General features: G+C 58.6%; 27 protein-coding genes and 1 tRNA gene. 16 read left to right on the plus strand and 12 right to left on the minus strand.

Annotation, left to right across the window (positions count from 1 at the left end):
- Positions 1 to 76: 76 nt before the first annotated feature.
- A complete protein-coding gene (locus tag AC2FEB_RS12830; protein WP_117872598.1) occupies positions 77 to 523 on the minus strand; it encodes a DUF4174 domain-containing protein in 447 nt (148 codons plus the stop codon).
- Between the two features lie 168 nt (positions 524 to 691).
- On the opposite strand from AC2FEB_RS12830, the gene scpA reads away from it, so the two are divergent.
- From scpA to AC2FEB_RS12860, 6 genes are all read left to right on the plus strand, one after another.
- Positions 692 to 2,818: a methylmalonyl-CoA mutase gene (gene scpA / locus AC2FEB_RS12835; RefSeq protein WP_117868277.1), complete on the plus strand. Its 2,127-nt coding sequence runs from the start codon at positions 692 to 694 to the stop codon at positions 2,816 to 2,818.
- 106 nt (positions 2,819 to 2,924) lie between these two features.
- Positions 2,925 to 3,527: a VOC family protein gene (locus AC2FEB_RS12840; protein ID WP_496675838.1), complete on the plus strand. Its 603-nt coding sequence runs from the start codon at positions 2,925 to 2,927 to the stop codon at positions 3,525 to 3,527.
- Positions 3,524 to 4,012: a GNAT family N-acetyltransferase gene (locus tag AC2FEB_RS12845; protein ID WP_496675840.1), complete on the plus strand. Its 489-nt coding sequence runs from the start codon at positions 3,524 to 3,526 to the stop codon at positions 4,010 to 4,012. The genes AC2FEB_RS12840 and AC2FEB_RS12845 overlap by 4 nt, the downstream gene beginning before the upstream one ends.
- 45 nt (positions 4,013 to 4,057) lie before the next feature.
- Positions 4,058 to 4,738: a molecular chaperone DjiA gene (locus AC2FEB_RS12850; RefSeq protein WP_299894896.1), complete on the plus strand. Its 681-nt coding sequence runs from the start codon at positions 4,058 to 4,060 to the stop codon at positions 4,736 to 4,738.
- Between the two features lie 4 nt (positions 4,739 to 4,742).
- Positions 4,743 to 5,744 carry an endonuclease/exonuclease/phosphatase family protein gene (locus AC2FEB_RS12855; RefSeq protein WP_496675582.1) on the plus strand — a complete coding sequence of 334 codons (1,002 nt, stop codon included), beginning with the start codon at positions 4,743 to 4,745 and terminating at the stop codon, positions 5,742 to 5,744.
- A 37-nt stretch (positions 5,745 to 5,781) separates the two neighbouring features.
- Positions 5,782 to 6,156: a hypothetical protein gene (locus tag AC2FEB_RS12860; protein WP_496675584.1), complete on the plus strand. Its 375-nt coding sequence runs from the start codon at positions 5,782 to 5,784 to the stop codon at positions 6,154 to 6,156.
- A 12-nt stretch (positions 6,157 to 6,168) separates the two neighbouring features.
- Here the strand turns inward: AC2FEB_RS12860 and AC2FEB_RS12865 are convergent, their stop codons facing one another.
- From AC2FEB_RS12865 to AC2FEB_RS12885, 5 genes are all read right to left on the minus strand, one after another.
- Positions 6,169 to 7,713, minus strand: coding sequence for a Ppx/GppA family phosphatase (locus AC2FEB_RS12865; RefSeq protein ID WP_496675586.1), 1,545 nt, complete (start codon positions 7,711 to 7,713; stop codon positions 6,169 to 6,171).
- A gap of 49 nt (positions 7,714 to 7,762) precedes the next feature.
- A complete protein-coding gene (locus tag AC2FEB_RS12870; RefSeq protein ID WP_496884088.1) occupies positions 7,763 to 8,452 on the minus strand; it encodes a P-loop NTPase family protein in 690 nt (229 codons plus the stop codon).
- Entirely contained in the window at positions 8,453 to 9,526 is a 1,074-nt protein-coding gene (locus AC2FEB_RS12875; protein WP_117868285.1) for an AI-2E family transporter, read from the minus strand. It abuts the gene before it with no gap.
- A gap of 89 nt (positions 9,527 to 9,615) precedes the next feature.
- Positions 9,616 to 10,590, minus strand: coding sequence for an isopenicillin N synthase family dioxygenase (locus AC2FEB_RS12880; protein ID WP_496884089.1), 975 nt, complete (start codon positions 10,588 to 10,590; stop codon positions 9,616 to 9,618).
- Entirely contained in the window at positions 10,590 to 11,954 is a 1,365-nt protein-coding gene (locus AC2FEB_RS12885) for an FAD-dependent oxidoreductase (RefSeq protein WP_496884090.1), read from the minus strand. Before AC2FEB_RS12885 ends, AC2FEB_RS12880 begins: the two co-directional genes overlap by 1 nt.
- A 168-nt stretch (positions 11,955 to 12,122) precedes the next feature.
- On the opposite strand from AC2FEB_RS12885, the gene proS reads away from it, so the two are divergent.
- Positions 12,123 to 13,463, plus strand: a complete 1,341-nt coding sequence (gene proS / locus AC2FEB_RS12890) for a proline--tRNA ligase (protein ID WP_496884091.1) — start codon at positions 12,123 to 12,125, stop codon at positions 13,461 to 13,463.
- 116 nt (positions 13,464 to 13,579) lie between these two features.
- Here proS and AC2FEB_RS12895 read toward each other — a convergent pair whose 3' ends face one another.
- Positions 13,580 to 13,939 (minus strand): hypothetical protein, encoded by a 360-nt coding sequence (locus AC2FEB_RS12895; protein ID WP_299641745.1) that lies wholly within the window; start codon positions 13,937 to 13,939, stop codon positions 13,580 to 13,582.
- Between the two features lie 355 nt (positions 13,940 to 14,294).
- Here AC2FEB_RS12895 and AC2FEB_RS12900 point away from each other — a divergent pair, with 355 nt between their 5' ends.
- Both AC2FEB_RS12900 and AC2FEB_RS12905 read left to right on the plus strand, forming a co-directional pair.
- The gene (locus AC2FEB_RS12900) at positions 14,295 to 15,590 is read left to right on the plus strand and encodes a lipoprotein-releasing ABC transporter permease subunit (RefSeq protein WP_496884092.1); all 1,296 of its coding nucleotides are present in this window, start codon (positions 14,295 to 14,297) and stop codon (positions 15,588 to 15,590) included.
- Positions 15,583 to 16,269: an ABC transporter ATP-binding protein gene (locus AC2FEB_RS12905; RefSeq protein ID WP_496675593.1), complete on the plus strand. Its 687-nt coding sequence runs from the start codon at positions 15,583 to 15,585 to the stop codon at positions 16,267 to 16,269. Before AC2FEB_RS12900 ends, AC2FEB_RS12905 begins: the two co-directional genes overlap by 8 nt.
- On the opposite strand, the gene AC2FEB_RS12910 is transcribed toward AC2FEB_RS12905, so the two are convergent.
- Complete coding sequence (locus AC2FEB_RS12910) at positions 16,253 to 16,690, minus strand: DMT family transporter (RefSeq protein ID WP_117868292.1); 438 nt, start codon at positions 16,688 to 16,690, stop codon at positions 16,253 to 16,255. The two genes, AC2FEB_RS12905 and AC2FEB_RS12910, sit on opposite strands and share 17 nt — an antisense overlap.
- Positions 16,691 to 16,787: 97 nt before the next feature.
- Between AC2FEB_RS12910 and AC2FEB_RS12915 the strand changes: the two genes are divergently transcribed.
- Positions 16,788 to 17,195: a c-type cytochrome gene (locus AC2FEB_RS12915; protein WP_496675595.1), complete on the plus strand. Its 408-nt coding sequence runs from the start codon at positions 16,788 to 16,790 to the stop codon at positions 17,193 to 17,195.
- Here AC2FEB_RS12915 and AC2FEB_RS12920 read toward each other — a convergent pair.
- Positions 17,192 to 17,884, minus strand: a complete 693-nt coding sequence (locus AC2FEB_RS12920) for a hypothetical protein (protein WP_117868293.1) — start codon at positions 17,882 to 17,884, stop codon at positions 17,192 to 17,194. The two genes, AC2FEB_RS12915 and AC2FEB_RS12920, sit on opposite strands and share 4 nt — an antisense overlap.
- Before the next feature lie 42 nt (positions 17,885 to 17,926).
- Positions 17,927 to 18,589 (minus strand): DNA-3-methyladenine glycosylase I, encoded by a 663-nt coding sequence (locus AC2FEB_RS12925; protein ID WP_496675598.1) that lies wholly within the window; start codon positions 18,587 to 18,589, stop codon positions 17,927 to 17,929.
- A 421-nt stretch (positions 18,590 to 19,010) separates the two neighbouring features.
- Here AC2FEB_RS12925 and AC2FEB_RS12930 point away from each other — a divergent pair, with 421 nt between their 5' ends.
- The 5 genes from AC2FEB_RS12930 to AC2FEB_RS12950 all read left to right on the plus strand — a co-directional run bounded on the left by AC2FEB_RS12930 (position 19,011) and on the right by AC2FEB_RS12950 (position 24,446).
- Positions 19,011 to 19,961: an ABC transporter substrate-binding protein gene (locus AC2FEB_RS12930; protein WP_496675601.1), complete on the plus strand. Its 951-nt coding sequence runs from the start codon at positions 19,011 to 19,013 to the stop codon at positions 19,959 to 19,961.
- A gap of 10 nt (positions 19,962 to 19,971) precedes the next feature.
- A complete protein-coding gene (locus AC2FEB_RS12935; RefSeq protein ID WP_496675603.1) occupies positions 19,972 to 21,021 on the plus strand; it encodes a quaternary amine ABC transporter ATP-binding protein in 1,050 nt (349 codons plus the stop codon).
- Positions 21,018 to 23,084: an ABC transporter permease gene (locus AC2FEB_RS12940; protein WP_496675606.1), complete on the plus strand. Its 2,067-nt coding sequence runs from the start codon at positions 21,018 to 21,020 to the stop codon at positions 23,082 to 23,084. Before AC2FEB_RS12935 ends, AC2FEB_RS12940 begins: the two co-directional genes overlap by 4 nt.
- A 104-nt stretch (positions 23,085 to 23,188) precedes the next feature.
- Complete coding sequence (locus AC2FEB_RS12945; protein ID WP_496675608.1) at positions 23,189 to 23,854, plus strand: NnrU family protein; 666 nt, start codon at positions 23,189 to 23,191, stop codon at positions 23,852 to 23,854.
- A 70-nt stretch (positions 23,855 to 23,924) separates the two neighbouring features.
- Positions 23,925 to 24,446 (plus strand): DUF2478 domain-containing protein, encoded by a 522-nt coding sequence (locus tag AC2FEB_RS12950; protein WP_299894852.1) that lies wholly within the window; start codon positions 23,925 to 23,927, stop codon positions 24,444 to 24,446.
- Positions 24,447 to 24,528: 82 nt separating this feature from the next.
- On the opposite strand, the gene AC2FEB_RS12955 is transcribed toward AC2FEB_RS12950, so the two are convergent.
- Together AC2FEB_RS12955 and AC2FEB_RS12960 are read right to left on the minus strand one after the other, a co-directional pair.
- Positions 24,529 to 25,203 (minus strand): hypothetical protein, encoded by a 675-nt coding sequence (locus tag AC2FEB_RS12955; protein ID WP_496884093.1) that lies wholly within the window; start codon positions 25,201 to 25,203, stop codon positions 24,529 to 24,531.
- Positions 25,204 to 25,354: 151 nt separating this feature from the next.
- A tRNA-Tyr gene (locus AC2FEB_RS12960) sits at positions 25,355 to 25,438 on the minus strand.
- Between the two features lie 116 nt (positions 25,439 to 25,554).
- Here AC2FEB_RS12960 and rlmB point away from each other — a divergent pair.
- Positions 25,555 to 26,325, plus strand: a complete 771-nt coding sequence (rlmB, locus tag AC2FEB_RS12965; protein ID WP_496675613.1) for a 23S rRNA (guanosine(2251)-2'-O)-methyltransferase RlmB — start codon at positions 25,555 to 25,557, stop codon at positions 26,323 to 26,325.
- The last annotated feature ends 6 nt before the right edge of the window (positions 26,326 to 26,331 follow it).

Genomic DNA, 26,331 nt, shown 5'->3' on the forward strand with positions numbered 1-26,331 from the left:
TCATGATCGCGCGTTTGTCATACCAGTCAAAGCCTCCGGCATTCCGTGCCGGGGTCTTTCGGGGTGGCGAAAGCGTTCAGCCGCCTTCGCGGCGATCGCGGATTTCGCGTTCGCGCAGGGGGGTCTTGTCGATGGACCGGCCAATCTCGCGCACGCTCCACGGAGAAGGTTTGCGCAGTTTGACCACACCGTCCTTGTCGACGAATACCATCTGGAACCCACGCGGCCGCAACTGTGACCGGATCGGGGACCGCGCCGACGGATCGGTATCGGTCAGAACCACCACGTCGCGTTCACGCATGGCGGCCTCACCTTCGAGCAACATGTCGATCTGTTGTTGGAACCGCGGGTCCGCCGGCGTGTCGGCAAAGACCACGATCGGGCGGCTGACCCAGAGAAAATCGCTGAGTTCGCTGTCACCTACCGGGCGGACAAAGCTGTCATCCGTCGTCGCTGTGCCATCCGCCGCCCAGACGGACAGCGGGATTAGTGCCGAGAAAACAAAGGCAAGCGTGCGTATCATGTGGCCTCCTGTTCCTTCGAATATAGCCTCTGTGCCACCGATTGCGACCGACGATTTGTACCAAACACTCAAAATGTCGCGCTTGCGCCTGAATGAAACGGCCAAGTGCAAGACCTCAATGCGGAAGCTTTCGACTGCCGCCATCCGAATTGACGAGAGGAAACCGAAATGACCGACACGAAGGACTGGAAAGCGCTGGCCGAGAAAGAGCTGCGCGGACGTCCGTTGGACGACCTGACCAAAGAGACTCTGGAAGGCATCGCGGTCAAGCCGCTCTATACGCAGGAAGACACCGCCGCTTTGCCGCATATGGGCTCGCTGCCGGGCTTTGGTCCATTTACACGCGGCGTGAAGGCCACGATGTATGCGGGCCGTCCGTGGACGATCCGCCAATATGCGGGCTTTTCCACCGCCGAAGAATCCAACGCATTCTACCGTCGCAATCTTGCGGCCGGTCAGCAGGGGGTTTCGGTCGCGTTCGATCTGGCGACGCATCGCGGCTATGACAGCGACCATCCCCGGGTGGTTGGTGATGTTGGTAAGGCTGGCGTGGCCATCGACAGTGTCGAAGACATGAAGATCCTGTTCGACGGCATCCCGCTCGATAAGGTCTCGGTCTCGATGACCATGAACGGTGCGGTGATCCCGATTCTGGCGAATTTCATCGTTGCGGGTGAAGAACAGGGTCACGACAAATCTGTCCTGTCCGGCACCATTCAGAACGACATTCTGAAAGAGTTCATGGTGCGCAACACATATATCTATCCGCCCGAACCGTCGATGAAGATCATCTCGGACATCATTGAATACACCTCGAATGAAATGCCCAAGTTCAATTCGATCTCGATCTCGGGCTATCACATGCAAGAGGCCGGGGCGAACCTGGTTCAGGAGCTGGCCTATACGCTGGCCGATGGGCGCGAATACGTTCGGGCCGCGACCGAAGCAGGTATGGACGTCGACAAGTTTGCAGGTCGCCTTTCCTTCTTCTTTGCCATCGGCATGAACTTTTTCATGGAAATCGCCAAACTGCGTGCCGCACGCACGCTGTGGCACCGGGTCATGACCGAGTTCGGAGCAAAGTCCGAACGCTCAAAGATGCTGCGGACACACTGCCAGACTTCGGGTGTCAGCTTGCAGGAACAGGACCCCTACAACAACGTCATCCGTACCGCCTATGAGGCCATGAGTGCAGTACTGGGCGGCACACAGTCGCTTCACACCAACGCGCTGGACGAGGCGATTGCCCTGCCCACGGATTTCTCGGCCCGCATCGCAAGGAACACGCAACTGGTGCTTCAGGAAGAAACCGGTGTAACCGATGTGGTCGATCCGCTGGCCGGGTCCTACTATGTCGAAAGCCTGACCAATGAGTTGGTCGAAAAAGCCTGGGCCCTGATGGAAGAGGTCGAGGAAATGGGTGGTATGACCAAGGCCGTGGCCTCGGGTATGCCCAAGCTGCGGATCGAGGAAAGCGCGGCCCGCCGTCAGGCCATGATCGACCGGGGCGAAGAGGTCATCGTCGGGGTCAACAAGTACCGTAAGGAACAGGAAGACCCGATCGATATCCTGGACGTCGACAACGTGGCCGTACGCGAAGCTCAGGTCGCACGGCTGGAACGTATCCGTGCAACGCGGGACGAGGCCGCCTGTCAACAGGCACTGGACGCACTGACCACGACCACCCGCGAGGGAGGAAACCTGCTGGCCGCCGCCGTCGAGGCCGCCCGTGCCCGCGCATCCGTAGGAGAGATCAGCATGGCAATGGAGAAGGAATTCGGCCGCCACCGCGCCGAGGTGAAAACCCTGGCCGGCGTTTATGGCGCGGCCTATGAGGGTGACGAAGGCTTTGCCGCGATCCAGAAATCCATTGAGGAATTCGCCGAGGCCGAAGGCCGCCGCCCCCGTCTTCTGGTGGTCAAGATGGGGCAGGACGGACACGACCGGGGTGCCAAGGTCATCGCGACCGCTTTTGCCGATATCGGGTTTGACGTGGACGTGGGCCCCTTGTTCCAGACACCGGCTGAGGCTGCGCAGGACGCGGTCGACAATGACGTGCATGTGGTCGGCATTTCCTCGCAGGCGGCAGGGCACAAGACATTGGCCCCGCAACTGGTGGAAGAGCTGAAAAAGGCCAGGGCCGAGGACATCATCGTGATCTGCGGCGGGGTGATCCCGCAGCAGGACTACCAGTTCCTATACGATCATGGGGTCAAGGCCATCTTTGGTCCGGGCACCAACATTCCCGAGGCCGCTCAGGACATCCTGCGCCTGATCAGCGAAGCGCGCGGTTGACGAAGGTCAGGTTTTTCTTCGAAACCTCTTGTGATCGCGCCTCTTTGGCGAAAACATACGGCCAGATCCGCAAGGATCTGGCCGTAAAACTTGCAGGAGGTGGCGCATGTTACTGGATCATCTGGCCGTCGCGGGTGAAACGCTGGAAGACGCAACTGCCCATATCGAACAAGCGCTTGGCGTTGCGCTGCAACCCGGCGGCAAGCACGAGACGTTCGGGACATACAACAAGTTGCTGGGTCTCAGGGGAGGGCTCTATCTGGAAGCGATTGCGATCGACCCGCAGGCGCAAACTCCGGGCAGAACGCGGTGGTTCGATCTGGACCGCTTTGAGGGCAGCCCGCGTCTGACCAACTGGATTTGCCGGGTCGAGGATATCGAAGCCTCGCTTTCGATGTTTCCCGATGGTGTCGGGAAACCGATCGACCTGACCCGGGGGGCGTTACGATGGCGCATGGCGGTTCCGCCAACCGGGCGCTTGCCGTTCGACAACCTGTTTCCCGCACTTATCGAATGGCAGGGCGACCTTCACCCGGTCGACTTGCTGCAAGACAGCGTCTGTCGGCTGCGGCGTTTGGTTGTGTACCACCCGGATGCATTGACGCTGGCCAAACATCTGGGTGCATTGGATCATGTGGTGTTCGACACCGGCCCGGCCGCGCTCAGGGCGGAATTCGAGACTCCTCATGGGATTCGGGTGCTGGAATGATCATTCGCACGGCCATGCGGGCGGATGCGCCCGCAATCGCCAGGATCACCAATGCGATCATTCGCGAGTCCTTGATCACGTTCACGACCGATGAGCGCAGCACGACGCAAATCACTGAGGACATCTCGGCGCGGGGCACCGGATTTCTGGTCGCCGAACATGATGGGCAAGTTGTTGGTTTTGCCACCTATGCCCCGTTTCGTGCGGGTCCCGGATACGCGCAGACGCGCGAACACTCGATCCAGCTGTCACCGGACGGGCGCGGAAAGGGCGTTGGGCGTGCTTTGATGCAAGCGCTGGAGGAGGCCGCACGAACCGACGGGCTGCATGTGTTGGTTGCAGGCATCTCCTCGGCCAATCCGGGCGCTGTGGCGTTCCACGCGGCGCTGGGCTTTTTGCAGGTTGGTCGAATGCCCGAAGTAGGGTTCAAATGGGGTCAACGGCTGGATCTTGTGCTGATGCAGAAAATTCTTTCGCCTGAGTGATCTGTCGCACCTGACAGTCCCGGATTGTGACGCTAGTGTATGCCCATGTCGATCTGGACCCGCATATCCGAAGCGCTCAGTGCGCTGGCCCAAGGCGAAAGCCTGACCGCAGTTTTTGAAAAACTGCGTTCGCCCCCGGAACGTTCGGTGGCGTTCACGATTGCAGTGATTGCGCTGGGCGCAAAAATGGCCAAGGCAGACGGTCAGGTGACACGAGACGAGGTTACGGCCTTCCGCGATGTGTTTCAGATCGCGCGTGAAGACGAAGAAGGTGCCGCGCGGGTCTTCAACATGGCCCGCACGGATGTGGCGGGGTATCAGGACTATGCCCGCAAGATCGCCCGGATGTTTGCCGAAGACAGCACCACGCTTTGCGACCTGATGGAAGGGCTGTTTCACATCGCCATGGCCGATGGGTTCTACCACCCCAATGAGAACGCGTTTTTGGAAGAAGTGAGCAAGATCTTCGGGCAGACCGACGCTCAATTCAAAGCATTGCGGGCGCGATTTGTGCCGGATGCTCCCAAAGATCCTTACACGGTTCTGGGTGTGCCGCAGGACATGCTATTGCCCGATATCCGCAAAGTCTGGCGACAACTGGTCCGCGAAACGCACCCGGACGCCATGATGGCGCGCGGTGTCCCGGAAGAGGCGATCAGACTGGCCGAGAAAAAGATGATCGATATCAACCGCGCCTGGGATGAGATCAACGGGGCGCGGGCCTGACAGGATGCGGCTGGCGACCTATAATATCGAATGGTTCGCAAATCTTTTTGATCAAAAAGACAGTCTGATTGTCGATGACACCTGGTCCGGTCGGCATGACGTCACCAAGGCGCAGCAGGTCGAGGCGATTGCCAAAGTGCTGACCGCGATTGATGCAGACGCGGTATTGATCGTCGAGGCTCCGAACACCGGTAAACGCCAGAATACGGTGCGGGCCCTGCAAACCTTTGCCGAGGCGTTTGATCTGCGCACCTCTGACGCGGTGATGGGGTTTGCCAACGACACGCATCAGGAGCTGGCGCTGCTTTACGACAGGACCGTTCTTACCGCGCGCCATGATCCCAGGGGTGACATCGACGACCCGTTGGCCCCCCGGTTCGATAGCGAGTTCAGGATCGATCTGGATATAGATGCGACCGAGGATGTTGTGCGGTTTTCCAAACCACCGATGGAATTGGCGGTGACCACGCAATCGGGCCGCGAGGTCCGGCTGATCGGCGCTCATTTGAAATCCAAGGCTCCGCATGGGGCTGAGTCGCGGGATGAGGCGATCCGTATCTCGATTGCCAACCGCCGCAAGCAACTGGCGCAGGCGGTCTGGCTGGCCAGGCGGGTCGAGATTCACGTTGCAAGCCAAGAACCTGTCATTTTGCTGGGAGACCTGAACGACGGTCCCGGGCTGGATGAGTTCGAACATCTGTTCGGCCGGTCTTCGGTCGAGATTTTGCTGCAAGCGGGGTTGTTCGACCCGCACGCGGTGACTGCTCATGGATTTCGGCCCGGATCGATACCCTCCACGGCCCGCTTTGCCCGCCCGAAAGAAGGCAGGTTTCTCGAGGCTCTTCTGGATTATATAATGATTACCCAGGATCTGCGTGCAAACCGTCTGGCCTGGCGTATTTGGCATCCGTTTCGCGACGCGGTCTGCTGGTCCGCACCGGACCTGCGACAGGCGCTGTTGACGGCGTCGGATCATTTCCCGGTCACGCTGGACATCGACTTGTGACCTTTCACGCCTGCGGCAGGGGGACTATATATCAGGTATGAAACACGTTTTGCTGATCAGCATGATCACGGCTGGCATTGCCGCACCCGCCATGTCGCAGGAGGAAAACAGCAAATCCCTGATGGAGCAGGGGGCTGAACTGTTTTTTGAAGGTCTGCGCAAGGAAATGGAACCGGCGCTGGATGAGCTGCTGGGCCTCGCGGATGAGTTTGGCCCGGCGATGCAGTCGTTCTTGCGGGAAATGGGCCCGGCACTGGCCGAGCTGGGGGCTGAGATCAAGGACTGGAGCGCTTATGAAGCGCCCGAGATATTGCCCAATGGCGACATCATCATCCGCAGGAAGCAGGCCGAGGAACCGCCAGAGCCTGAAAACGAGGGTGAAGAGTTGCCCGAAGGGGCAACTGATATCTGATCGGATCGATGGTCAGCCCCTGATGATCACGCGCGTATCGGATTTCAGGGCGTTTGCCAGAGAATTCAGGCGCGCTTCGGCAACTTCGCTGAATAGGGGGGCCGCTGCTTCGGGCAAATACAGCTCCAACTCGCGCTTTTTGGGGTAGAATTTCAGGCGCCCCATATTGGCGTCATTATGCATCCACAGCATCGCGCCAAAGCGCATCGCCTTGCCCAAGATCTCGGCCTCTTTCTGGCCTTTTTCGTCCAGCAGATCATACAAGGGTGCAAACCGGTTGCCCTCGCGTTTGTTGCGATACCGGTGCTGCAAGGCCAGCCCGATAAAGACACGTTCGGAATGCTTCAAACCACCCAGATTGGCGCGGGTGACGTTGTCGAAACAGACTTCAGCCCGGTAGTCGGGATGAGCACGCCAGCTGACATCGTGCAGCAGGCACGCAGCCTTGATCAGTCGAACGCTGCTGGGGGGGGCAGTTTTGAACAGCGGCATCACGAAATCGTAGAGGTTGCGACCAAATCCGGGCAGGCGGGCATCCTTGGATTCGGAAAAAAGGCTTGCTTCGATCAACGGGTCGCGGTCGCGTAATTCCTGCGACATCTGTTCATACAGCAATCCTTCACGGATACCGTAGCTGGAAATGGCGATATCCTTTGGTTTGAACGTTCGGATCAGCCGGGCCAGAACATCCATCGCGTAGGGGATGAGCGACATGCGCGAGCTGGATACACCGGCCTGGCTGCGCAGCTTTTCATGATCGTTCTTTTCAATGAACTTGATCGTTTCGCGGACCTGTTTTGTCGTCATGCGGTATTCATGCAGAACGATCAGCGGATAGCCTCGCCGCAGCATGTCCAGCCGGGCAAATGCCCGCCAGCTACCGCCAACCAGGAACAGACGATCCCGCTGCGGACCCATCTCATCGCGCAGCTTTTCCATCGTGCTTTTGATATGGGCCTTGCGTGCACGCCGTCCGCCCTTGATATCTCGCAGTTTCAGTGGCCCGAGCGCCGAGGTCAGGCGGCGGCCCACCTGACCGTCCCCGATCTCGGCCAGCTCCATCGAAGATCCGCCGATGTCGCAGATCAGGCCATAGGCGCCGGGCCATCCCAGTAACACACCCTGAGCTGAAAAACGGGCTTCTTCTTCTCCGGTGATGACTTCCACGTGCAGCCCGGTTTCCGCCTTCACCTGATTGCAGAAATCCGGTCCGTCCTTGGCCTCGCGTACAGCTGCCGTGGCCACGACATGCAGACCCGGCAATTCCAGATCCACCGCCAGATTCTGAAACCGTCGCAGCGCCGCCAGCGCACGTTCGCGTCCACGCGGATTCAGTCGACCGGTCTCGGACAGGCCCGCGCCCAATTCGCACATGACCTTTTCATTGTAGAAATAGGCCGGCGATCGGGCCGCACCGTCAAAGATGACCATTCGGACCGAGTTGGATCCGACATCGACAACTCCGACACGCGACAATGCCCGGGTTCCAGGCTCGTCGAACAGTGGCTTTCCGAAAGGCCCCCAATCAGGGATGTCGGTTGCAGCGGTCTGATCCATGTGTCTTCCAGATAATGCTGTGTGAGGATGCGAAATTGGCGGGTGCGGGTCAATCACCCGTCTCGATCCTTTCCGGGCTCATGTTCAGAACCCGCACGGCCAAAGTGCGGGTGATGTCGCGCTTTTCCATGAGGGCCAATTGATCCAGCTGCGCAACCACGTCGGCCGCAGTTTCAAATCGCCGATCCATGTGTTTGACCAGATAGGCGATTACCTCGGGGCCGGGGTTCAGCTGCCGATCTACGAACAGTTTGGCCAGAACCGCACCCAGCAACGCATCGTCGGGCGGATCCAGCGCCACGTGATGGGCGCCTTCGACCCGGCTTTGCAGGTCCGCCAGCGGCAATTCCCAGAATTTCGGGGCAAGCCGACCTGTCATCAACAAGGCGTGCCCTTCGGCCAGAACCAGGTTGTGCAAGTGAAACAGCGTTTTCTGCTGGTCGATATCGTTGGTGATCATGGGCACGTCTTCGACGGCAATTGGCCTACGTGCCAGATCCGGCACATCGTCATACCGCAGGTCAGCGGCCTGAATGATGCGTCCGCCGGTTTCCGCGGCCCAGACATGCGCCAGATGGGTTTTCCCTGCGCCAGCCGGGCCGGTCAGAACGAGCTTGTTTCCCGGCCAGGATGTGGCCGAGATCATCGCCACGGCCAAAGCATTGGCTGGCGACACAAAGAAATCCTCACGCCCGAGCGCAGTCTTGGCGGGCAGATCAAAGCTGAGTTGTCGGGCCATTTACTCGGTTTCCTGATCCTGACCTTCAAGACCGGTATAAAGTCGGCTGTCCAGGTACAGCGATGTGGCAAATCGGGTCAGCACGCCCAATGCTGCGGCCACGGGCACGGCGATAAGCATGCCGACAAACCCGAACAAAGCCCCAAAGACAGACAGGGCCAGCAGCAGCCAGACCGGGTGCAGCCCGACAGAGCTGCCCACCAGCTTGGGTGTCAGGAAATTTCCCTCGGTGACCTGTCCGATGGCAAAGATGCCCGCGATCAGCCCGATATGAGCCCAATCACCCCAGAACTGAAACAGCGCCAGCCCGATGGCCAATGAGCCTCCGATCAGGGCGCCCAGATAAGGAATGAACGTGACCAATCCCGCAATGAAACCCACAATCAGGCCAAATTGCAGACCGGCAAGCATCAGGGCAACCGCATAATAGGTGCCAAGGATCAGGCAGACCGTTCCCATCCCGCGCACGAAAGAGGCCAGCACGGCGTCAATCTCACCGGCCAGCCGCCTGATGGTGGGGGCATGGTCACGCGGCAGGAGCTCTCCGATGCGGGCGATCATGCGATCCCAGTCCAGCAGCAGGTAAACAGCCACGACAGGTACGATCACCAGAAGGACAACAATATTTATCGCAGACCCAAGTGAAGCAATAACCGTTTCCAGAACATCCCCTGTCTTGGATTTCAGTGTTTCGCCGAAGGACAAAAGCATCTGATGCGTGTTCGACTCTCGATCCAGTAAGGACGGGAACTGTTTTTCAATGAACCCGCGCAATTGCTTGAACAGATCGGGCAGAACGTCGATCAGATCCAGCAGCTGGGTGATAAGAGCAGGTACCACCATCAAAATTGCAAGTACAAATCCCAAAACACCTACGACGGTGATAATTGCCGTGGCGGCCATACGCGACAGGCCCAGCCGCTCCAGCCGATCCGCAACGGGATCAAGGAAGTATGCAATTGCTCCGCCAATGACGAAGGGCAGCAGGACATCCCCCAAGGCCCAGAGGATCAACACAAAGACCGCAGCGGCGACGCTCCAGTATCTCAGCTGATCCTTTACCGGCAAAGCCATGGCGATCCCCTTGTTCAGGCCCTTGCCGGTGTTCTTGGCGTATCAAAGCCCATGATGCAAGCGCTTCATTGGGAAGGGCTTTGCCGGCTTCAATCGTGCAACGTCCCCAGTTCCGGGGTGCCTTCTTCCGCGGTTTCATCGGGCCAGTTGGTGCGCCAGATTTCCGCCGACCAGTGACCACAATGAACTGCCGGACGGTCGAAGCCGGGCAGGGCGGGCAACAATGGTTCAACAATGACGTCATGGCGGGGTACGGCGAAATAGGGGAACGAGTACCGCTCTTTGCCCGATCTGTTCACCACCCGATGTGGCGTGGATTTCAACCGCCCGCCTGACCACAGCTCCAGCATGTCGCCGATATTCACCACAAAGCCGCCAAGTGGGCAGTCCGGTGAAATCCACTTGCCGCTGCGGGTCTGCACCTCGAGCCCGCCCACCGGGTCAGGCGCGATGATGGTCAGTGCGTCCGTATCCTTGTGCGGATGGATGCCATAGCCCGCTTCATCCGCAGCCTGCGGGGGATAGTGTAGCAGTGTCATATTGGTCATCGGGTTTCGGAACGCGTCGCGCAAAATGCCAGAGGTCAAGCCCAGGCCGGATTCCAATGCGCCCAGCAACAGATCAGTGACACGGTCCATTTGACTCCAATAACTCAGGATGACCTCTTTGGCCTCTGGGACTTCAGCGGGCCACAGGTTCGGGCCGTACAGGGCACACTCAGCGCGCACGGGATCGGTGGCGGCAACCTCGTGGTGCAGTTTGTAACCCTCGTATTTGTCGGCTTTGCCGGATCCATCGTTGGGTGTGAAAAAACCCATCGGGATATAACCGCGATAATTCTCGCGCGTGATAGCCTGATCCCATTTGCGGGAGTCTGTGATGGCAAAGATCTCTCGTGTGGTCTGACGGACGTAATCCACACATTTCTGAGACACATCTGTCCCGGTGATGGACAGAAACCCGATCCCCGCGCAGGCTTCAATAATGCTTTGTACCGTCGCATCAAAGGCTGCGGTGCCATGATCGTACAGCGGCGAGATGTCTATTGTCGGAATGTTGTCCATCAGTGAATCCTGACCCCCTGACGCTCTAGTTCCGTGTGTACAGGTGCCAGATTCAATTGATCCAGTTCCTGATTGCCCTTCAGCGACATCGCGGCTGCAACGCCCGCGCCCTGACCCATGACTGCGCAGCAGGCCATGTTTCGCGTGGCAGCATGGGCCACCCGGTCGGCACCGTGTGACCGTCCCGCAACCAACAGGCCTTTGATGCCCCTGGGCAGCATCGAGCGGTACGGGACCTGCATATACCGCCCCGTGGTCGGCAGGATCAGGATGCCATACCCGTCGATGAATTCGGGGTAGATGCCGATCGTGTCCTCGAACCGGCCCTGATGACGGGCGTCGTTTTCGGTCATGTTGTACATCGCATCGATCTTGCGGGTGTCACGAATACCGATGGTCATCCCGAAATTCCGCAGCCGCGCGTTCTCGCAACCGGGCATAAACCGGCGCAAAGCTTCGATAGCCATCATCGATTGGCGGCGCCCTTCGATTTCACCGCGCGTCAGGCTGTCGGGGTCGGTACCATCGATCTCGGCCAGGTGGATGAGGTTCATGTAGGTGAGTTCGCCTGTGTCATGCATCGCGCCCCAGGTGCCGGCGATGGTGTTCAGATTCGGCGGGATCAGACCTTCATCAATCGCCTGCTGGAAGGGCTTGTGCACGAAGGGTGAGAACATGTCGTCCTCTTTCCCGCTGGTTTCGATATTCCACTCACCGCCGCCGCCCCAGTCCTTGTAGGTCTGCGGGTCTGCTTTGACGCCCTCGATAAAGGCACGTTTGTCGACGCCCGCCAGGTGGAACATGACAGACGCGGCCATCATGTCTTCCCGTGGCGTTTTATGCGTCGGAGCCCCCGCGCGATGGGCCACATCGGCGTCGCCGGTGGCATCGATTAAAACCTTGGCCAGTATCGCCTCACGCCCGGCCTTGGATTCGGTGATGATGCCGATGATCCGGTCACCTTCCATGATGGGGGCGACGAATTGCCGGTGCAGCATTGGGTAAACACCCGCCTCTTCGACCAGCTTGTCCGCCACCAGCTTGAACCCCTCACTGTCGAGTTCATAGCTGAGCGACTGGCTTTCGGGCACCGCCGCGCCCATCTCTTTGGCGCGGGTTTCAAATTCCATCCCGATGCCGCCTGCCTCGACGGTTTGCTCGTGTCGGTACCACGCGAATCCTTCGACGCCGACGGCGGTGATGTTGCCGCCCATGCACCCGAACCGGTCAACCAGCGAGACGTCCACACCGGTCCGCGCTGCGGCCAGTGCTGCGGCCAAACCGGCAGGACCGGACCCGACGACCAGCACGTCTGTAGAGTGGATAACGGGAATGCTGCGGGCGGGTTCCTGAATGGTCTGCATCAAGGCCTCATGGGTTTTGAGTTTGCGCCACAATTGGAGTTCCTGATTGGTGGGTCAATCAAAAAACCGACTGATGCGAAGTCGCAAAAACACCAATGCCCGATTGCCCCCGGCGGTGGTTTGACATAATCACCTTTGAAGTCGAAATTTACCTTTGAAGGTTAACCCATGCGCCTCAGCCGTTACTTTCTGCCCGTTCTCAAGGAAAACCCTTCCGAGGCCCAGATCGTCAGCCATCGGCTGATGCTGCGTGCCGGGATGATCAAGCAGGCCTCTGCCGGGATATATTCCTGGCTGCCGCTGGGTTTCAAAGTGCTGCGCAAGTTGGAAAACATAGTCCACGAAGAACAGGCGCGGGCCGGTCACATCGCGATTCAGATGCCCATCATCCAGTCGGCGGATCTGTGGCGTGAATCCGGGCGGTATGATGATTATGGTCAGGAGATGCTGCGGATGAAGGACCGACATGACCGTGACATGCTGTTCACACCCACAGCCGAAGAATTGGTAACTGATATCTTCCGTGGCCACGTGAACAGCTACAAAGACCTGCCGCTGACGCTCTATCAGATTCAGTGGAAGTTCCGTGACGAAATCCGCCCGCGTTTCGGCGTGATGCGGGGCCGTGAGTTCTATATGAAGGACGGCTATAACTTCGACCTCACCAAGGAAGACGCGCTGCACGCCTATAACCGCCATCTTGTCAGCTATCTGCGCACCTATGAGCGCATGGGCCTTCAGGCGATCCCGATGCGTGCAGATTCCGGACCCATTGGCGGCGATGATACGCATGAGTTCCTCGTGCTGGCCGATACCGGTGAATCCGAGGTCTTCTATGACAGCGCCGTCACCGACCTGACCTTTGGTGATCGTGAGATTGACTATGACAGCCACGAGCAGTGTCAGGCCATTCTGGAAGAGTTCACCTCGAAATATGCACGCACTGATGAAACGCATGACGAGGCGCTGTTCAATCAGATCCCCGAAGAACGCCGCCGCGTGGCGCGTGGTATCGAAGTTGGGCAGATCTTCTACTTCGGCACGAAGTATTCCGAGCCGCTTGGCGCGACTGTGCAGGGCCCTGATGGAAAACCGGTTCCGGTGCATATGGGCAGCCACGGGATCGGCGTCAGTCGTCTGGTTGGCGCGATCATCGAGGCCAGCCATGACGACAAAGGCATCATATGGCCCGAGGGTGTGACCCCGTACCATTGTGGCATCGTGAATCTGAAGCAAGGTGATGAAGAAGCTGACGCCGCCTGCGACAAAATCTATAACGCTCTGACGGCCTTGGGGCTGGAACCGCTCTATGATGATCGCAACGAACGGGCAGGGGGCAAGTTTGCGACCATGGATCTGATTGGTCTGCCGTGGCGGATCACGGTCGGTCCGCGTGGTCTGAAGAATGGTGTTGTTGAACTGACCTGCCGCCGGACCGGCGAAAGCGAGGAACTGAGCCCCGAGGTCGCCGTTGCCAAAGTTGCTGAAATCTACGAGCAGGTTGCCTGAGCACAAGCATCCGTACCTGCTCTGATTGTCACGTTAAACTGACCTGATCCATGAAGGCGGCAATGATATTGCTCTGGCCGCCACTCGCGGCCTGACCAGGACACCCGGTTCAGACTTCAGCTTTGGTCCGCTGTCGGACGCTTTGCCAGGATGTCCCCATTGGCCCCGTCGCCCCGTGCCACCACGATCGGTCGGCCCAGTCGACTGACCAGTTCGCGAAACTCAAGGCCCAGAAACTGCAACCCGCAAACCCGCGCGTCCGTGGTTCGATCCGTTAAACACAGACGACCTTGCCGGAAAACCAGACGGTACCCTTTGTCTTTCAGAATATCCGTCAGATTGCCCCAGCTTGCCGCGCTGGCAAAGATTGGCCGAATGGCCGCACGCAGCAGCGCCGCTGTCTCGCAATCCAGTTCTGTCGATGCTTGGCGGGACGGAATAACCCCCGCACCGTTGGTTGAAATTTGAAAATTCATTGAGCGACCCCCGCTCCTTAAATGTGTTCCCCCGTAGACAGGGTGACAAAGTTTCTGAAAATAATCAAAAAGAGTAATAAAATTTCGCGCCCATTGTTGCCTTTTCGATTCAGGAGCTCACAAAGCGCGATGATTAACTTCATACATGAAACAATATCGGTTTGTCTGTGATGCGCTTCACAACTCATGGTGTAGCGCCAACTTCCGAAGTCATCCGTTTTGCTCAATCGTTCCAGTTGCACACCGAGTTGATTCGGCTCATTCAGGCTGAGGAGTCGGGTCAGAGGGACAACCGGCTTGACCATCGGGTGAAATGCCGAAACTGTCCCCGCGAACAAGAACACCCGGAGCAGGTATGGCCAAGACCCCCCCGCCCTTTGCCTCTTTTGAATGGAAAATAGCCTGGCGTTATCTGCGGGCCCGCAGGGCCGAAGGCGGCGTCAGTGTGATGACCTGGATTTCCCTGATCGGGATCACACTGGCTGTGTTTGCCCTGATCGCGACACTGGCGGTCCGGTCCGGATTCCGTTCGGAATTTGTCGGCACCATTCTGGGCGCCAACGCGCATGTGATGGTCTATTCGTCAGGCGAGATCGATGCCCAGGGGCGGGTGGATCGCACAATCGCCGACTATGAGGAACGCGCCGCCCGTATCGCACAAGTGCCCAGTGTTCAACGCGCGGCTCCTTTGGTGAAGGGGCAGGTGCTGATCACCAACCGCGACCGCAGCAGCGGCGTTGAAGTGTTTGGCATCCGCCCCGACGATCTACTCGATCTGCCGGGTATTGCCCAGGCAGAGCAGGCTGTGGGGGACTTGTCAGAATTTCAGACGGGTGAGGATGTCATTGCAATTGGGTCAGGCGTGGCGCGCAGCATAGGCGCCGCCGTGGGGGACGTCGTCAAGTTGACCTCGCCCAACGGGGTAAAAACCGCCTTCGGTACTTCGCCCCGCGTGAATGCCTATCGCGTTGTCTATGTGTTCTCGGCCGGACGCTATGACATCGACCGCACGCGTGTCTACATGCCGTTTTCGCAGGCACAGGGCTTTTTCAATCGCGAAGGTGTGGCGGATGAGATCGAAGTGATGGTGGAAAAGCCCGAAGAACTGGGCCCGATTCTGATTTCCATCCTCGAGGCATCGGGCGAGCGCAGCCAGATCTGGACCTGGCAGGATGCATCCGGTGGGTTCCTGCGGGCATTGGAAGTCGAGGATAACGTAATGTTCATCATCCTCTCGATCCTCGTTCTGATCGCCGCGATGAATATCGTCTCGGGCCTGATCATGCTAGTCAAGAACAAGGGCCGCGATATCGGCATCCTGCGCACCATCGGCCTAAGCGAAGGATCGATTCTGCGTGTCTTTTTCATCTGCGGCGCTTTTGCCGGCCTGATCGGAACGGCTTTGGGGGTCATCCTTGGGTGCCTCTTCGCGATCTATATCGATCCGATCTTTTCGTTCGTGAATTACGTGATGGGCGGCGGCGTCTGGGATCCGTCGATCCGGGGCATCTATGCTTTACCCGCCGAGCTGCACCTGAACGATGTGCTCAAGGCCATCGGTCTGTCGCTTGGCCTGTCCTTTGTCGTCACCTATTTTCCTGCCCGTCGAGCGGCGCGGCTGAACCCGGTCGAGGCGTTGCGCTATGAATGATGTCACATTGCGTCTGAAGGGTCTGACCAAGACCTATCTGAAAGGCAAACCGGGCGAAGTGCAGGTCTTGCGCGGAGTTGATCTGGATCTGCGCGCGGGTGAGGCCGTAGCGATGGTTGCGCCCTCAGGGGCAGGTAAATCAACGCTTCTGCATATCGCTGGCCTGCTGGACATGCCCGACGAAGGAACCGTCGAAATCGGCGGGCGGAATGTGTCGGGCAAAGGCGACCGGATCAGAACCGCACTGCGTCGGCAGGATGTCGGGTTCGTATATCAATTCCACCACTTGCTGCCGGAATTCACGGCATTGGAGAACATCACTCTGCCGCAACTGGCCAATGGTGTGTCGGACAAGGCCGCACAGGCCCGAGCGCTGGACCTGCTGGACCGTGTCGGCGTGGCCGCACGCGCCAGCCACCGCCCCGCAGCGCTCTCTGGTGGGGAGCAACAACGGGTGGCGTTTTGCCGGGCATTGGCCAATGCGCCCCGTGTTTTGTTGGCGGATGAACCGACGGGCAATCTGGACCCCGAAACCTCGGATCAGGTCTTTGATACATTGATGAAGCTGGTACGGGACGAAGGGTTGTCGGCGTTGATAGCTACCCACAACCTTGACCTGGCGGCGCGCATGGACCGGATGGTTCGGCTTGAGAGCGGGGTCCTCAGGCCAGTTGAGTGATCGCAACGCCAATGGCCATGACAGCGATCCCGCCCATCCGCATGAAAGTAAGCGGCTCGACCTGTGCGCCGAACAGGCCGAAATGGTCGATGGCTGCGGCGCTGATCAATTGCCCGAGCAGCACAAAGAATACAGCGTTGCCCACGCCAAAATGTGGTGCGACGTGGGTGATCGACAGGACATAGAAAGCAATCAGGACACCTGCAAGCAACAGGTGTTTCGGCGCCTGGGCAACCTTGGACAAGGCCGCAAATCCGGGAAACAGCGCCATGATCAACGCCGAGGCGATGAAGGCAATGGCAAACAGCACAACAGCAGCCGTCGTTGGCGACCCGATGACTTTGCCCAGCGCCGCGTTAAGCGCGGCCAGGATCGGAATTCCAAATCCGGCGGCCAGCATGATGGCGGCGTATTGTGTCATTGCCCGAACCCTCTGCAGCATTTTCGTTGATCTGGATCATTGCGCCAAGACGCCCATCGGGCAACCCTGCAAATGTCAATCTTGGCAGGAGGATACGATGTTAAAGGCAACAATCGGAGTACTGGTTCTTGGGGTTTCGGCTGCTGCCTCGCAGGCCGCTTGGGCACAAGACGCGAAGACCGGAGAAGAACTTTATTTGCACCATTGCGCAACCTGCCATGGGATCGATGCAATGGGGCAGGGTCCGATGGCAGCCGTGTTGGTGGTTCAACCTAGCGATCTGACCACTTTGTCCAACGAAGAAGGCGTGTTCCCGACTGCCAGCGTTGTCGCCCGCATTGATGGTCGGGACCCATTGGTCAGTCATGGTAGCCCGATGCCGGTTTATGGCCCTTATTTTGACGGGCAGGACACATCCATGAAAACGCCGCAAGGTCAGCCTATTCTGACGAGCCAGCCCATCGTGGATCTGGTGGCCTATCTTGAAACACTGCAGCAGAACTAGGTTCCGCTGCAAATTCCGTCGATCTCGGCCTCGCTCCAGGGAAGTAAGATTGCGCGCTCACGCCCTTTTTGCGGAAGCGGTGACAGATCAAAATGCGCGCTCAGCATCGCGTGCAGCCGTTTGGTTCGGGTGGCCTGAGGGTCCAGCGCACGGCAGCAAACGTATTCCTCGACGATGGCGCCCTGCTGTTCAAACCCGTAGGACAGGAAGTCCGGCGACGTTTCGAGGTCGAAAAGATACGGATCGCTGCGCCCACCATGTTCCGCCGCAGCACGCAGCGGGTGGTAACCGGTGGTCCGGCGGTTTTGCCACTGCCAGACATGCGTCAGTTCATGGGCCAGTAACATTGCGGCCACCAGGTTCATCTGATCCGGAAAATCAGACATGTAGTCTTCCAGATACCAGTCGCGCGCAAAGTAAACCTTGTTGAACAGGGCCACGGCTGCTGGCCTGCCTGTCACCGGCCCGGGTTCCACCGGAGGAAGGATACGCTCGCGGCAGGCCAGACGTGGGCGCTCCTCGCGGAAATACGTCACATTGGCAACCGGCGCACCTTGGACCAATCGCACGCTGTCAAGATTAAGGGTTTCGCCCTGAATGGCATCCGCAAAATCACGCTCTTGCTTTGTCAATTGACGACCGCAGGAGGGCAGCAACAAAAGAGCACACAGGAATACGCGCAGAACCATGAGGTGAATCCTAGTCCGCTGCTTGCGATCCGCAAACCGTTTTCACAGGCTCATGGCCAAAACCCGGCTGATTTCCGTCAAAGACCGGCTGGATTGATCCATCCATGAATTAAAGGCCCGTTGCACCGCCGCCATGGCTTTTTTCGACGTGGCGGGCTTGTCGATCACGCTTTCGGCGATCAGACGGGCGGTGACGTCCCGAGACAGGATGAAACTGTCGCGCCCTGCGAAACGCATCGCATACTGCGCCGAAGCTCCGCCAAGACGAGACCCGCGTTTGGCCAGCATGGCAAGAAGGTTGATATAATCATCAGAGGGCCAGCCGCCCAGAACCTTGCCCGCGCCGCCTTCGTCGCGCAGTTCCAAAAGGAACGCCGCGTTGTCCCGCACTGCTGCGATCTTGGTTCCATTGCGGACAATGCGTGTGTCTTGGAGTAAGGCATCAAACTTTTCATCATCCATGAACGCGCACCGACCCACATCGAAACCGTCAAAGGCGGCTTCGAACCCATCCCATTTGTTTTCGATGACCTTCCAGTTGAAACCGGCCTGAAAGACGCATTTCGTGATGATCGATAGCCACCGGTCCTCGGGCATTGCCGCCAGTTCTTCGTGGCTTTTGGGCTTGTTCAGCTGTGCTTCAAAGGCTTCGGCCCCACCGTGGCGAGAGGCGGCAATATCATAGATCTCTTTAAATGAACGCATAGACCCAACCTCAAAGCTGTCATGTAAAGAGTGTTTTGTTTTGCCTTCCTTTTGCAATGGGAATTTTGAGTGTTTGAAACTCACCCGTCAGGGCTCAAAACTCAGGCTCAACAAGAAAAAAGATTTATTAACGTCAAAGAAATCCTCGACAAACGGGCTTAAAACGGTTTGTGATTGACTCGTCAGTCAACATTCCGCGCCCGGGGCTAGGGATAATGACGGGTCGGGCAGGGGCCTTTGCGGCGTCTGCGGGGAAACATCAACGGGTTGGCGGGAAGAAAACTGCGCCGTTACAAACTGATCACTTTCCTTTTCCGACTGAATTTGTGCATGTTGCGACATGGTATTGTCATCAGACAAAGATACCGGCGGGAAAAACCTCGCCGGGGTGGGCAAAACAAATAAGACAGGGAGAAAATCCATGAAAAAACTAAGTGTAAGCCTTATGGCACTAACCGTTGCCAGTGCAGCGCACGCGGCGGATATGGGTGCCGTGGACGAGCCGATCAAACTGGCGATCAACGAATGGACAGGTCAGCACGTGACCACGCATGTGGCGGGTGAGATGCTCAAGGCAGCTGGCTATAACGTGGAATATGTGACCGCTGGTATGATGAACCAGTTCCAGGCGCTGGCCGATGGAGACATCGACGCGACGCTGGAAATCTGGTCGTCCAACGTGTCGGATGAATATGCCAAGAAGATCGAGGAAGGCACGGTTGTCGAAATCGGCGATCTTGGCCTGGATGCCAAGGAAGGTATCGCATACCCGGCGCATGTCGCCGATCTGTGCCCGGGACTGCCCGCGTGGGAAGCGCTGAAAGACTGCGCGCAGGTCTTTGCCACTGCGGAAACTCTGCCCGGTGGCCGTCTGGTCGACTATCCGGCTGATTGGGGCACACCTGGCGCGGATCGTATGGTCGGCCTGGAACTGCCGTTCAAGGCTGTCCCCGCCGGGTCCGAAGGCGCCTTGATCGCCGAACTTCGTGCTTCGACCGAGCGCAAGTCGCCACTGCTGATCACATTCTGGCAGCCGCACTGGGCGATGTCTGCCTATGACGTACAGTTCGTTGAACTGCCCGCAGGTGAAGAAGCGTGCTTTAACGATCCGGCGTGGGGTCCGAACCCGAACGCGGTGAACGATTGCGACTTTTCGCCCTCACGCATTTTCAAAGCTGGCTGGAGCGGTATGGAAGAGAAATGGCCCGCCGCTTATGAAATCTTGACCAATTATCAACTGGCGGTCGAAGACCAGCAACCGATGATGGGCGCGATCGACGTTGACGGCGGAAAGGTCGAAGAAGTCGTCTCCGCCTGGATGGCAGAGAACGAAGGCAAGTGGCGTCCGGTCGTAGACGCAGCAACCCAGTGAGCGCACGTAAGTGACTGACGCGACTATGCCAGCCATCGCCTGCCGGAATCTCTGGCAGGTCTTTGGCCCCGGCGCTGACAAAGCCCTGACCGACGCGCTGTCTCGGTCAGGGAACGACGCCGAAAAAGCCGCCACCGTCCTGCGCGAACGAGGGTTTATCCCAGCCGTTCAGGACGCCAATTTCGAGGTCAAGGAAGGCGAGCTGTTCGTCATCATGGGCCTGTCGGGCTCGGGTAAATCCACGCTGATCCGCTGTATCTCGCAACTGTTACCCGGCACGGGAGGTGAGATCCGGGTAGATGGCGAAAACGTCATCGGTGCCTCAAAAAAGGCCCTGACCGATCTGCGCCGTAAAAAGCTGGGCATGGTGTTCCAGCATTTCGGCCTGTTCCCACACATGACCGTTGCTGAAAACGTCGCATATCCTCTGCGCGTTCAGGGCGTTGGCAAGAAGGAACGGCTGGATCGTGCGCAGGAAGTGATCTCGCTGGTCGGACTGGAAGGGCGCGAAGACAGCTTCCCCCGGCAACTGTCAGGTGGTCAGCGTCAGCGTGTGGGGATTGCGCGATCTTTGGCCGTGAACCCCGATATCTGGTTTCTGGACGAGCCGTTTTCTGCGCTTGATCCGCTGATCCGTCGCCAGTTGCAGGACGAATTCCTGCGCATACAGGCGACCCTAAAGAAGTCGATCGTCTTCATCACTCATGATATTCAGGAAGCATTGAAGCTTGCTGACCGCATCGCCATCATGCGGGACGGCAAGATCGTACAGATCGGCACGCCTACGGATATCGTCCTGCGACCCGTTGATGACTATGTGCGCGAATTCTCCAAGGATGTCGCCAAGGGGCAGCATGCCAAGGTCGCCTCGGTCATGCGGAGCGAGGCAGAATGTGGCCCGGATGATCCCGGCCTGACCACGTCGATGACACTGGACGCAGCCCTGGCCCATTGCATGGAACTTTATGAACCCGTGCCGGTGCGTGATGCCGATGGCAATGTCGTTGGGACGGTGCACCCGTCTGATCTGGCTGCCGCACTTCAGGTGGATGAAACATGACCGCCGTGACTGACTTTCCGACGCAACGCAGCGCGCAGTTGACGGCGGGTGCGAAGGCCGCCCTGATCACGGTTATCGTCGGTGCGGTCTGCCTTGCTCTGGAGGGCATCGCCCCATGGCTGGTCAAATGGCCCGCCGCGTGGGAGTTGCCCGCAACCCAATGGGTGGGCGCGTTTCTGGACTGGTTTCTGAACCTGATCAAACCAGCGATGCGGTTGTTCTCGGATATGATGACCTATCCGATGAACTGGGCGAATTACGTGCTTGGCAACACACCGTGGCCCATCCTGATCGGAATCGTGACCGCGTTGGGCTGGTACCTGGGCGGCTTGCCCATGGCCGCTCTCGGCTTTCTGGGCCTCAGCTTTGTGTTGGCGTCAGGCTACTGGGCTGAGAGCATGAACACGCTGGCCTTGGTCGCAGTATCCGTTCCGGTGGCGTTGATATTGGGTGGTGGCATCGGCATCCTCGCCAATGAGGTGCCGCGGGTCAAATCCTTCGTGCAGGCTGTTCTGGATGTGATGCAGACCGTGCCGACCTTCGCATATCTCACGCCTCTGTTGTTGCTCTTTGGCTTTGGTCCTGTTGTTGGCCTGATCGCCTCGGCCATCTACGCCGCGCCGCCCATGGCGCGCAACGTGATGCTGGGGTTGGAGCGTGTCGAGCCCGAGATTAAAGAGGCCGCCATAATGTCGGGCGGCACCCGGTTCCAGCAGTTGTTCCAGGTGGAAATCCCGGCGGCTGCGACGCAGATCATGGTGGGCGTGAACCAGTGCCTGATGGCGGCGCTGTCGATGGTGATCATCGCCGCCGTCATCGGTGGGTTCAACGACATCGGCTGGGAGGTCTTGTTGACCATGCGCAAGGCGCAGTTTGGGGAATCTCTGATGGCGGGTTTGGTCATTGTGGTCTTTGCCGTGGTGATAGACAGAATGAGCGGCACCTTGGCGACCGAGCGCAAACGTTATGACGGTCGCGTTGTCTGGGCAATTCTGGGGTTTGCTGTGCTTTTCACTGCCGCCTTCTCGGCATGGCTGCCGAACCCATCCGAACTGACCTTGCTGGACCCGATGGCCGAGGCCGTGGACAGTGGCCTGACTGCGTTCACTCAAGCCAATGGCCCGTGGTTGGATGCGCTCAAGAACAATTCGCTGTTCTATGTGCTGCTGCCTTTGCGGATCGGTCTGGATCAGGCCGTTCTGCCCTTTACCTGGGGCTTCCAGTGGACGCCGGGCATGAGCTTTGGTCTGTTCGCCGCAGGTGCGGGGATCGCGCTGTTGATGGCTTGGCGTGGTCGGCTGACAGGAGGTCTGATCGTCCTGATCCTGATCGGGATGTTGGAAACCGGTATTGCCAACCTGCCGTGGCCCTTTGTCCTGACCGGTGCCGCTGCTCTGGGCTGGGTGGCGGGGGGCTGGCGCCTGGCGGCGCTGTGTGTGGGGCTGCTTTGCACCATCCTCGTTTCGGGCCTGTGGGAGAGAGCGCTGCTATCGCTCTACCTCAGCGGTGCGGCAGTGTTTTCCTGTGCGGTCGCCGGCGGACTGATCGGTCTTGCCAGCGCGGTCTGGGAGCCGGTCTGGAAAGTGGTTCGTCCGATCTGCGACATGTTGCAGACAATCCCGCTGTTCGTGTTCCTGATCCCGGTTCTTATGGTGTTCCAGATCGGTGAGTTCTCGGCCTTTCTGGCGATCTGTGCCTATGCGATCGTCCCGATGATCCGCTACACGCGGCACGGGCTGGTCAACACGCCGGACGAGATGATGGAGGCCGCGATTTCAAGCGGTGCGACCGAGTGGCAGATCATGCGCGACGTCCGTGCGCCCTATGCCGCGCCGACCATCCTGCTGGGACTGAACCAGACCATCCTCTATGCCTTTGCGATGCTGGTGATCGCCGCACTGATCGGCACCACGGGTCTGGGCCAGTCGATCTATCTGGCGCTGGGTCAGGCAGATGTGGGGCTTGGCATTTCGGCCGGGGCCGCGATGGCGATTCTGGCGCTGATTGCCGACCGGATCGTGCAGGGGTTTGCCGAAGAACGCCGTGCGGCGCTTGGGTTGTAACACAGCACGGGGGCGGTGAACCCGCCCCTATGCCTGACTTGATTTCGGACAAGGATACCACCGCCATCCTGATCTAGACCGACCCCAATAACGCGGAGATCTCCATGACCGGTTGGGCCCTATTCCTTGCAGCGCTCATTACATTTCTTCTCAGCCACGCGATTCCCGTTCGGCCCGCCGTGCGTGGATGGCTGATCGATACACTCGGACGCCGGGGGTATTTCACAGCCTATTCGGTTCTGTCGTTGGCCGTCCTGGCGTGGTTGATCATGGCCGCTGCAAACGCCCCTTATGTCGAGGTCATCCCGCCATTCGCGCTGCTGCGTTGGGCGCCGGTTCTGATCATGCCTATGGTCTGCTGGCTAGCTGTTGCAGGGCTGATTATTCAGAACCCGTTCTCTTTCGGAGGGCTGGGCAATCGGCCCTTCGATCCAGAGCAGCCCGGTATCCTGCGCACCACCCGACACCCGATCCTTGCCGCGCTGATGCTGTGGGCGGTGGCACATCTGCTGGCCAATGGCAGCCTGTCACATGTGATTCTGTTCGGTCTGTTTGCAGGTTTCGCGGTCATGGGCATGGCCCTTGTCGACCGGCGCAAGTCGCATGAGATGGGCTTTGAATGGGTCCGCTTGTCCCGCAACACGGCGCGGTTCTCACTGTGCGCACCACGTCCCTGGCCTCGTCCCGGGGTGTGGCTGGCCGCGTTTGCCGTCTATGCGGTTCTGCTTCACCTGCACGCTCCTGTGATTGGTCTGTCCCCGCTTCCGTAAACGAGGGAGTGGCCGGGCGGTGCCTTGCGTGCTATTTGAAACGTCACAAACGAATTACAAGAGGTCCAAGATGCATCTGGCCTATGTCACCACCACCGATCGCGGCGCGACGGACCGCCTTCTGAGCGCCGTAGCGGAACGTCTGCTGGCGTCCGGAGCAAAACTGGCCGGTGTTGTGCAAACAAACACGGAATGCGCCGACAGCAGCAAATGCGATATGGATGTGCGGGTGCTACCTGACGGTGAAACCATCCGCATTTCGCAGTCGCTGGGCACCCAGTCGCGCGGCTGCCGTCTGGACCCGGCAGCGCTGGAACGGGCGGTGGGATATGTGACCGCCTCTCTGGAGGGCGCGCCTCAACTACTGATCATCAACAAATTTGGCAAGCACGAATCCGACGGTCGAGGGTTCCGCCCCGTGATCGGCGAAGCGCTGGCAATGGATATCCCGGTGCTGGTCGGCGTGAACGGTTTGAACGAGGAGAAATTCCAGACCTTCGCGGATGGTTCCGCGCAAGCCCTCCCGGCGGATCTGGATGCAATCGAGGCGTGGTTCAACAAGGTCTCAGAACTGCGCCCGGCGGCGGAATAGAACCTTCCAAGCTGTTGGTTTAGATACCTAAAACGGCGCTGAGCAACAGTCGGCGCCGCCTTTTTTTTGGTATTGGCCGCAACTAGGTTGTCTTAAGCCTGCGATACCCGAACAAGCCCAGAATGGCCCGGATCAAAAGCAGCCCGCTTGCGGGCAGGGGGACCGGTGCGGCAACAAGATTGTCCACATGAAACTCACCGCACCATTTGCTACACCAAGCGGTGTTTGGTGTGGTAGGGTAAATGCCCCAGGTCGGTGCCGGGCTGTTGAATGTGATCTGCAACGCATCAATTGCCGAGAACGCGCTGTTGAGTCCAACTGTTCTTAACGCCATAGGTGCGAAGGTTTGGCTTGCCACGACTGCACCATTCCTCAACCCGGAAAAAGTCAGTGTCAGAAAAGCGGCAGGGCCTCCTGCCAGCCATTGGTAATAAGCTGAAGTCCCAAAAGTAGGCGCAAGGCCGGATCCAGTTGTGTATGCTAGGGACCACCCAACCAAGTCTACGGTATGCGCCGCGAACCGTTTTCCATCAACTAGCGTGATTGTTGTGGAAAGAATCCCGTTGTCATCGTGAAGGTTTATGAAGTTTCCGAAGTTGTAGACCGTCGCGTAGTTGAATGTGTAACCTTGGCTTGTCCCTTGATTTAAATTGGGGCCAACAGTTTGGTCATTCGCTAAATCAATATCAAATGTAACGGTCAGCGCATTCGATGCGCCCGCGATACAAACGGCAAGCGCCGCCAAAAGCAGTCTCATAACAAGTCCCACGCAAAAACGTGTTCAGACTAGCGGGCCACGCCCGGTTTCGCGACTTTTACGAGTCCTGAAGGTCGCATGTGCGCGTGCACCTGTAAACGGAAACGTGCTGACAGGGCGTTGTGACTATCTTTGAAACCTGCTGGAAAGATGGTGGGCGACCCTGGAATCGAACCAGGCGTGCGTCTCCGCGAGGGAGTTACAGTCCCCTGCCACACCTTGCGGCCTGTCGCCCACTGTCAGGCGTTGCACCTGACGTGGAGGCGTGATTACTAGCGCACCAAAGAAGCGTCAACAGGAAAAATTCGCTTTGACGCAGGAAACCGAACTCTTGGCCCGGAGGCCTGAAAAATGAAGAAACCCAAATGGGTCGTTGAAAAGGAACAGGCGCGTAAAGCTGCGGCTGCTGAAACCGTCTGGCTGTTCGGTCTGCATGCGGTTCGCGATGCTTTGATGAACCCAAATCGGCAGAAATTGCGCCTGATCGTAACGCGCAACGCGCGGGATAAACTGGCGGAAGCGATTGAATTCTCTGGTATAGAACCCGAGATGGTTGATCCGCGCAAGTTTACGGCGCCCATTGATGCAGGTTCGGTGCATCAGGGGGCCGCGCTGGAGGTGAAGCCACTGGACTGGGGCGGTTTGGCTGAAAACTGCATCGGTCGGGAAAACCCGCGCGTTATTCTTCTGGACCGTGTCACAGACCCGCACAATGTCGGCGCGATTCTGCGCTCGGCCGAAGTTCTGGGTGCCAGTGCCGTGATTGGCACGCGCCACCATTCCGCGCCCGAGACCGGGGCACTGGCAAAAACCGCCAGCGGCGCGCTGGAGCGTCAACCCTATCTGCGGATGCGCAACCTCGCCGACACAATTGTTGAACTACAGAATATGGGCTTTCTGGTCCTTGGGCTGGACGGTGAAGCAGATGTAACGATCGAAGGCGCGCTAAGCGACGGTCGGGACCGCCCCGTCGCACTTGTTCTGGGAGCGGAAGGCCCGGGATTGCGCCAAAAGACGAAGGAAACCGTGGATCAATTGGTGAAAATTGACGCAGCTGGGGGGTTCGGATCGCTGAATGTCTCAAATGCGGCGGCAATCGCCTTATATGCATCCCGGCCCTGACAAAAA

This window comes from Ruegeria sp. YTSC106, assembly GCF_059609765.1.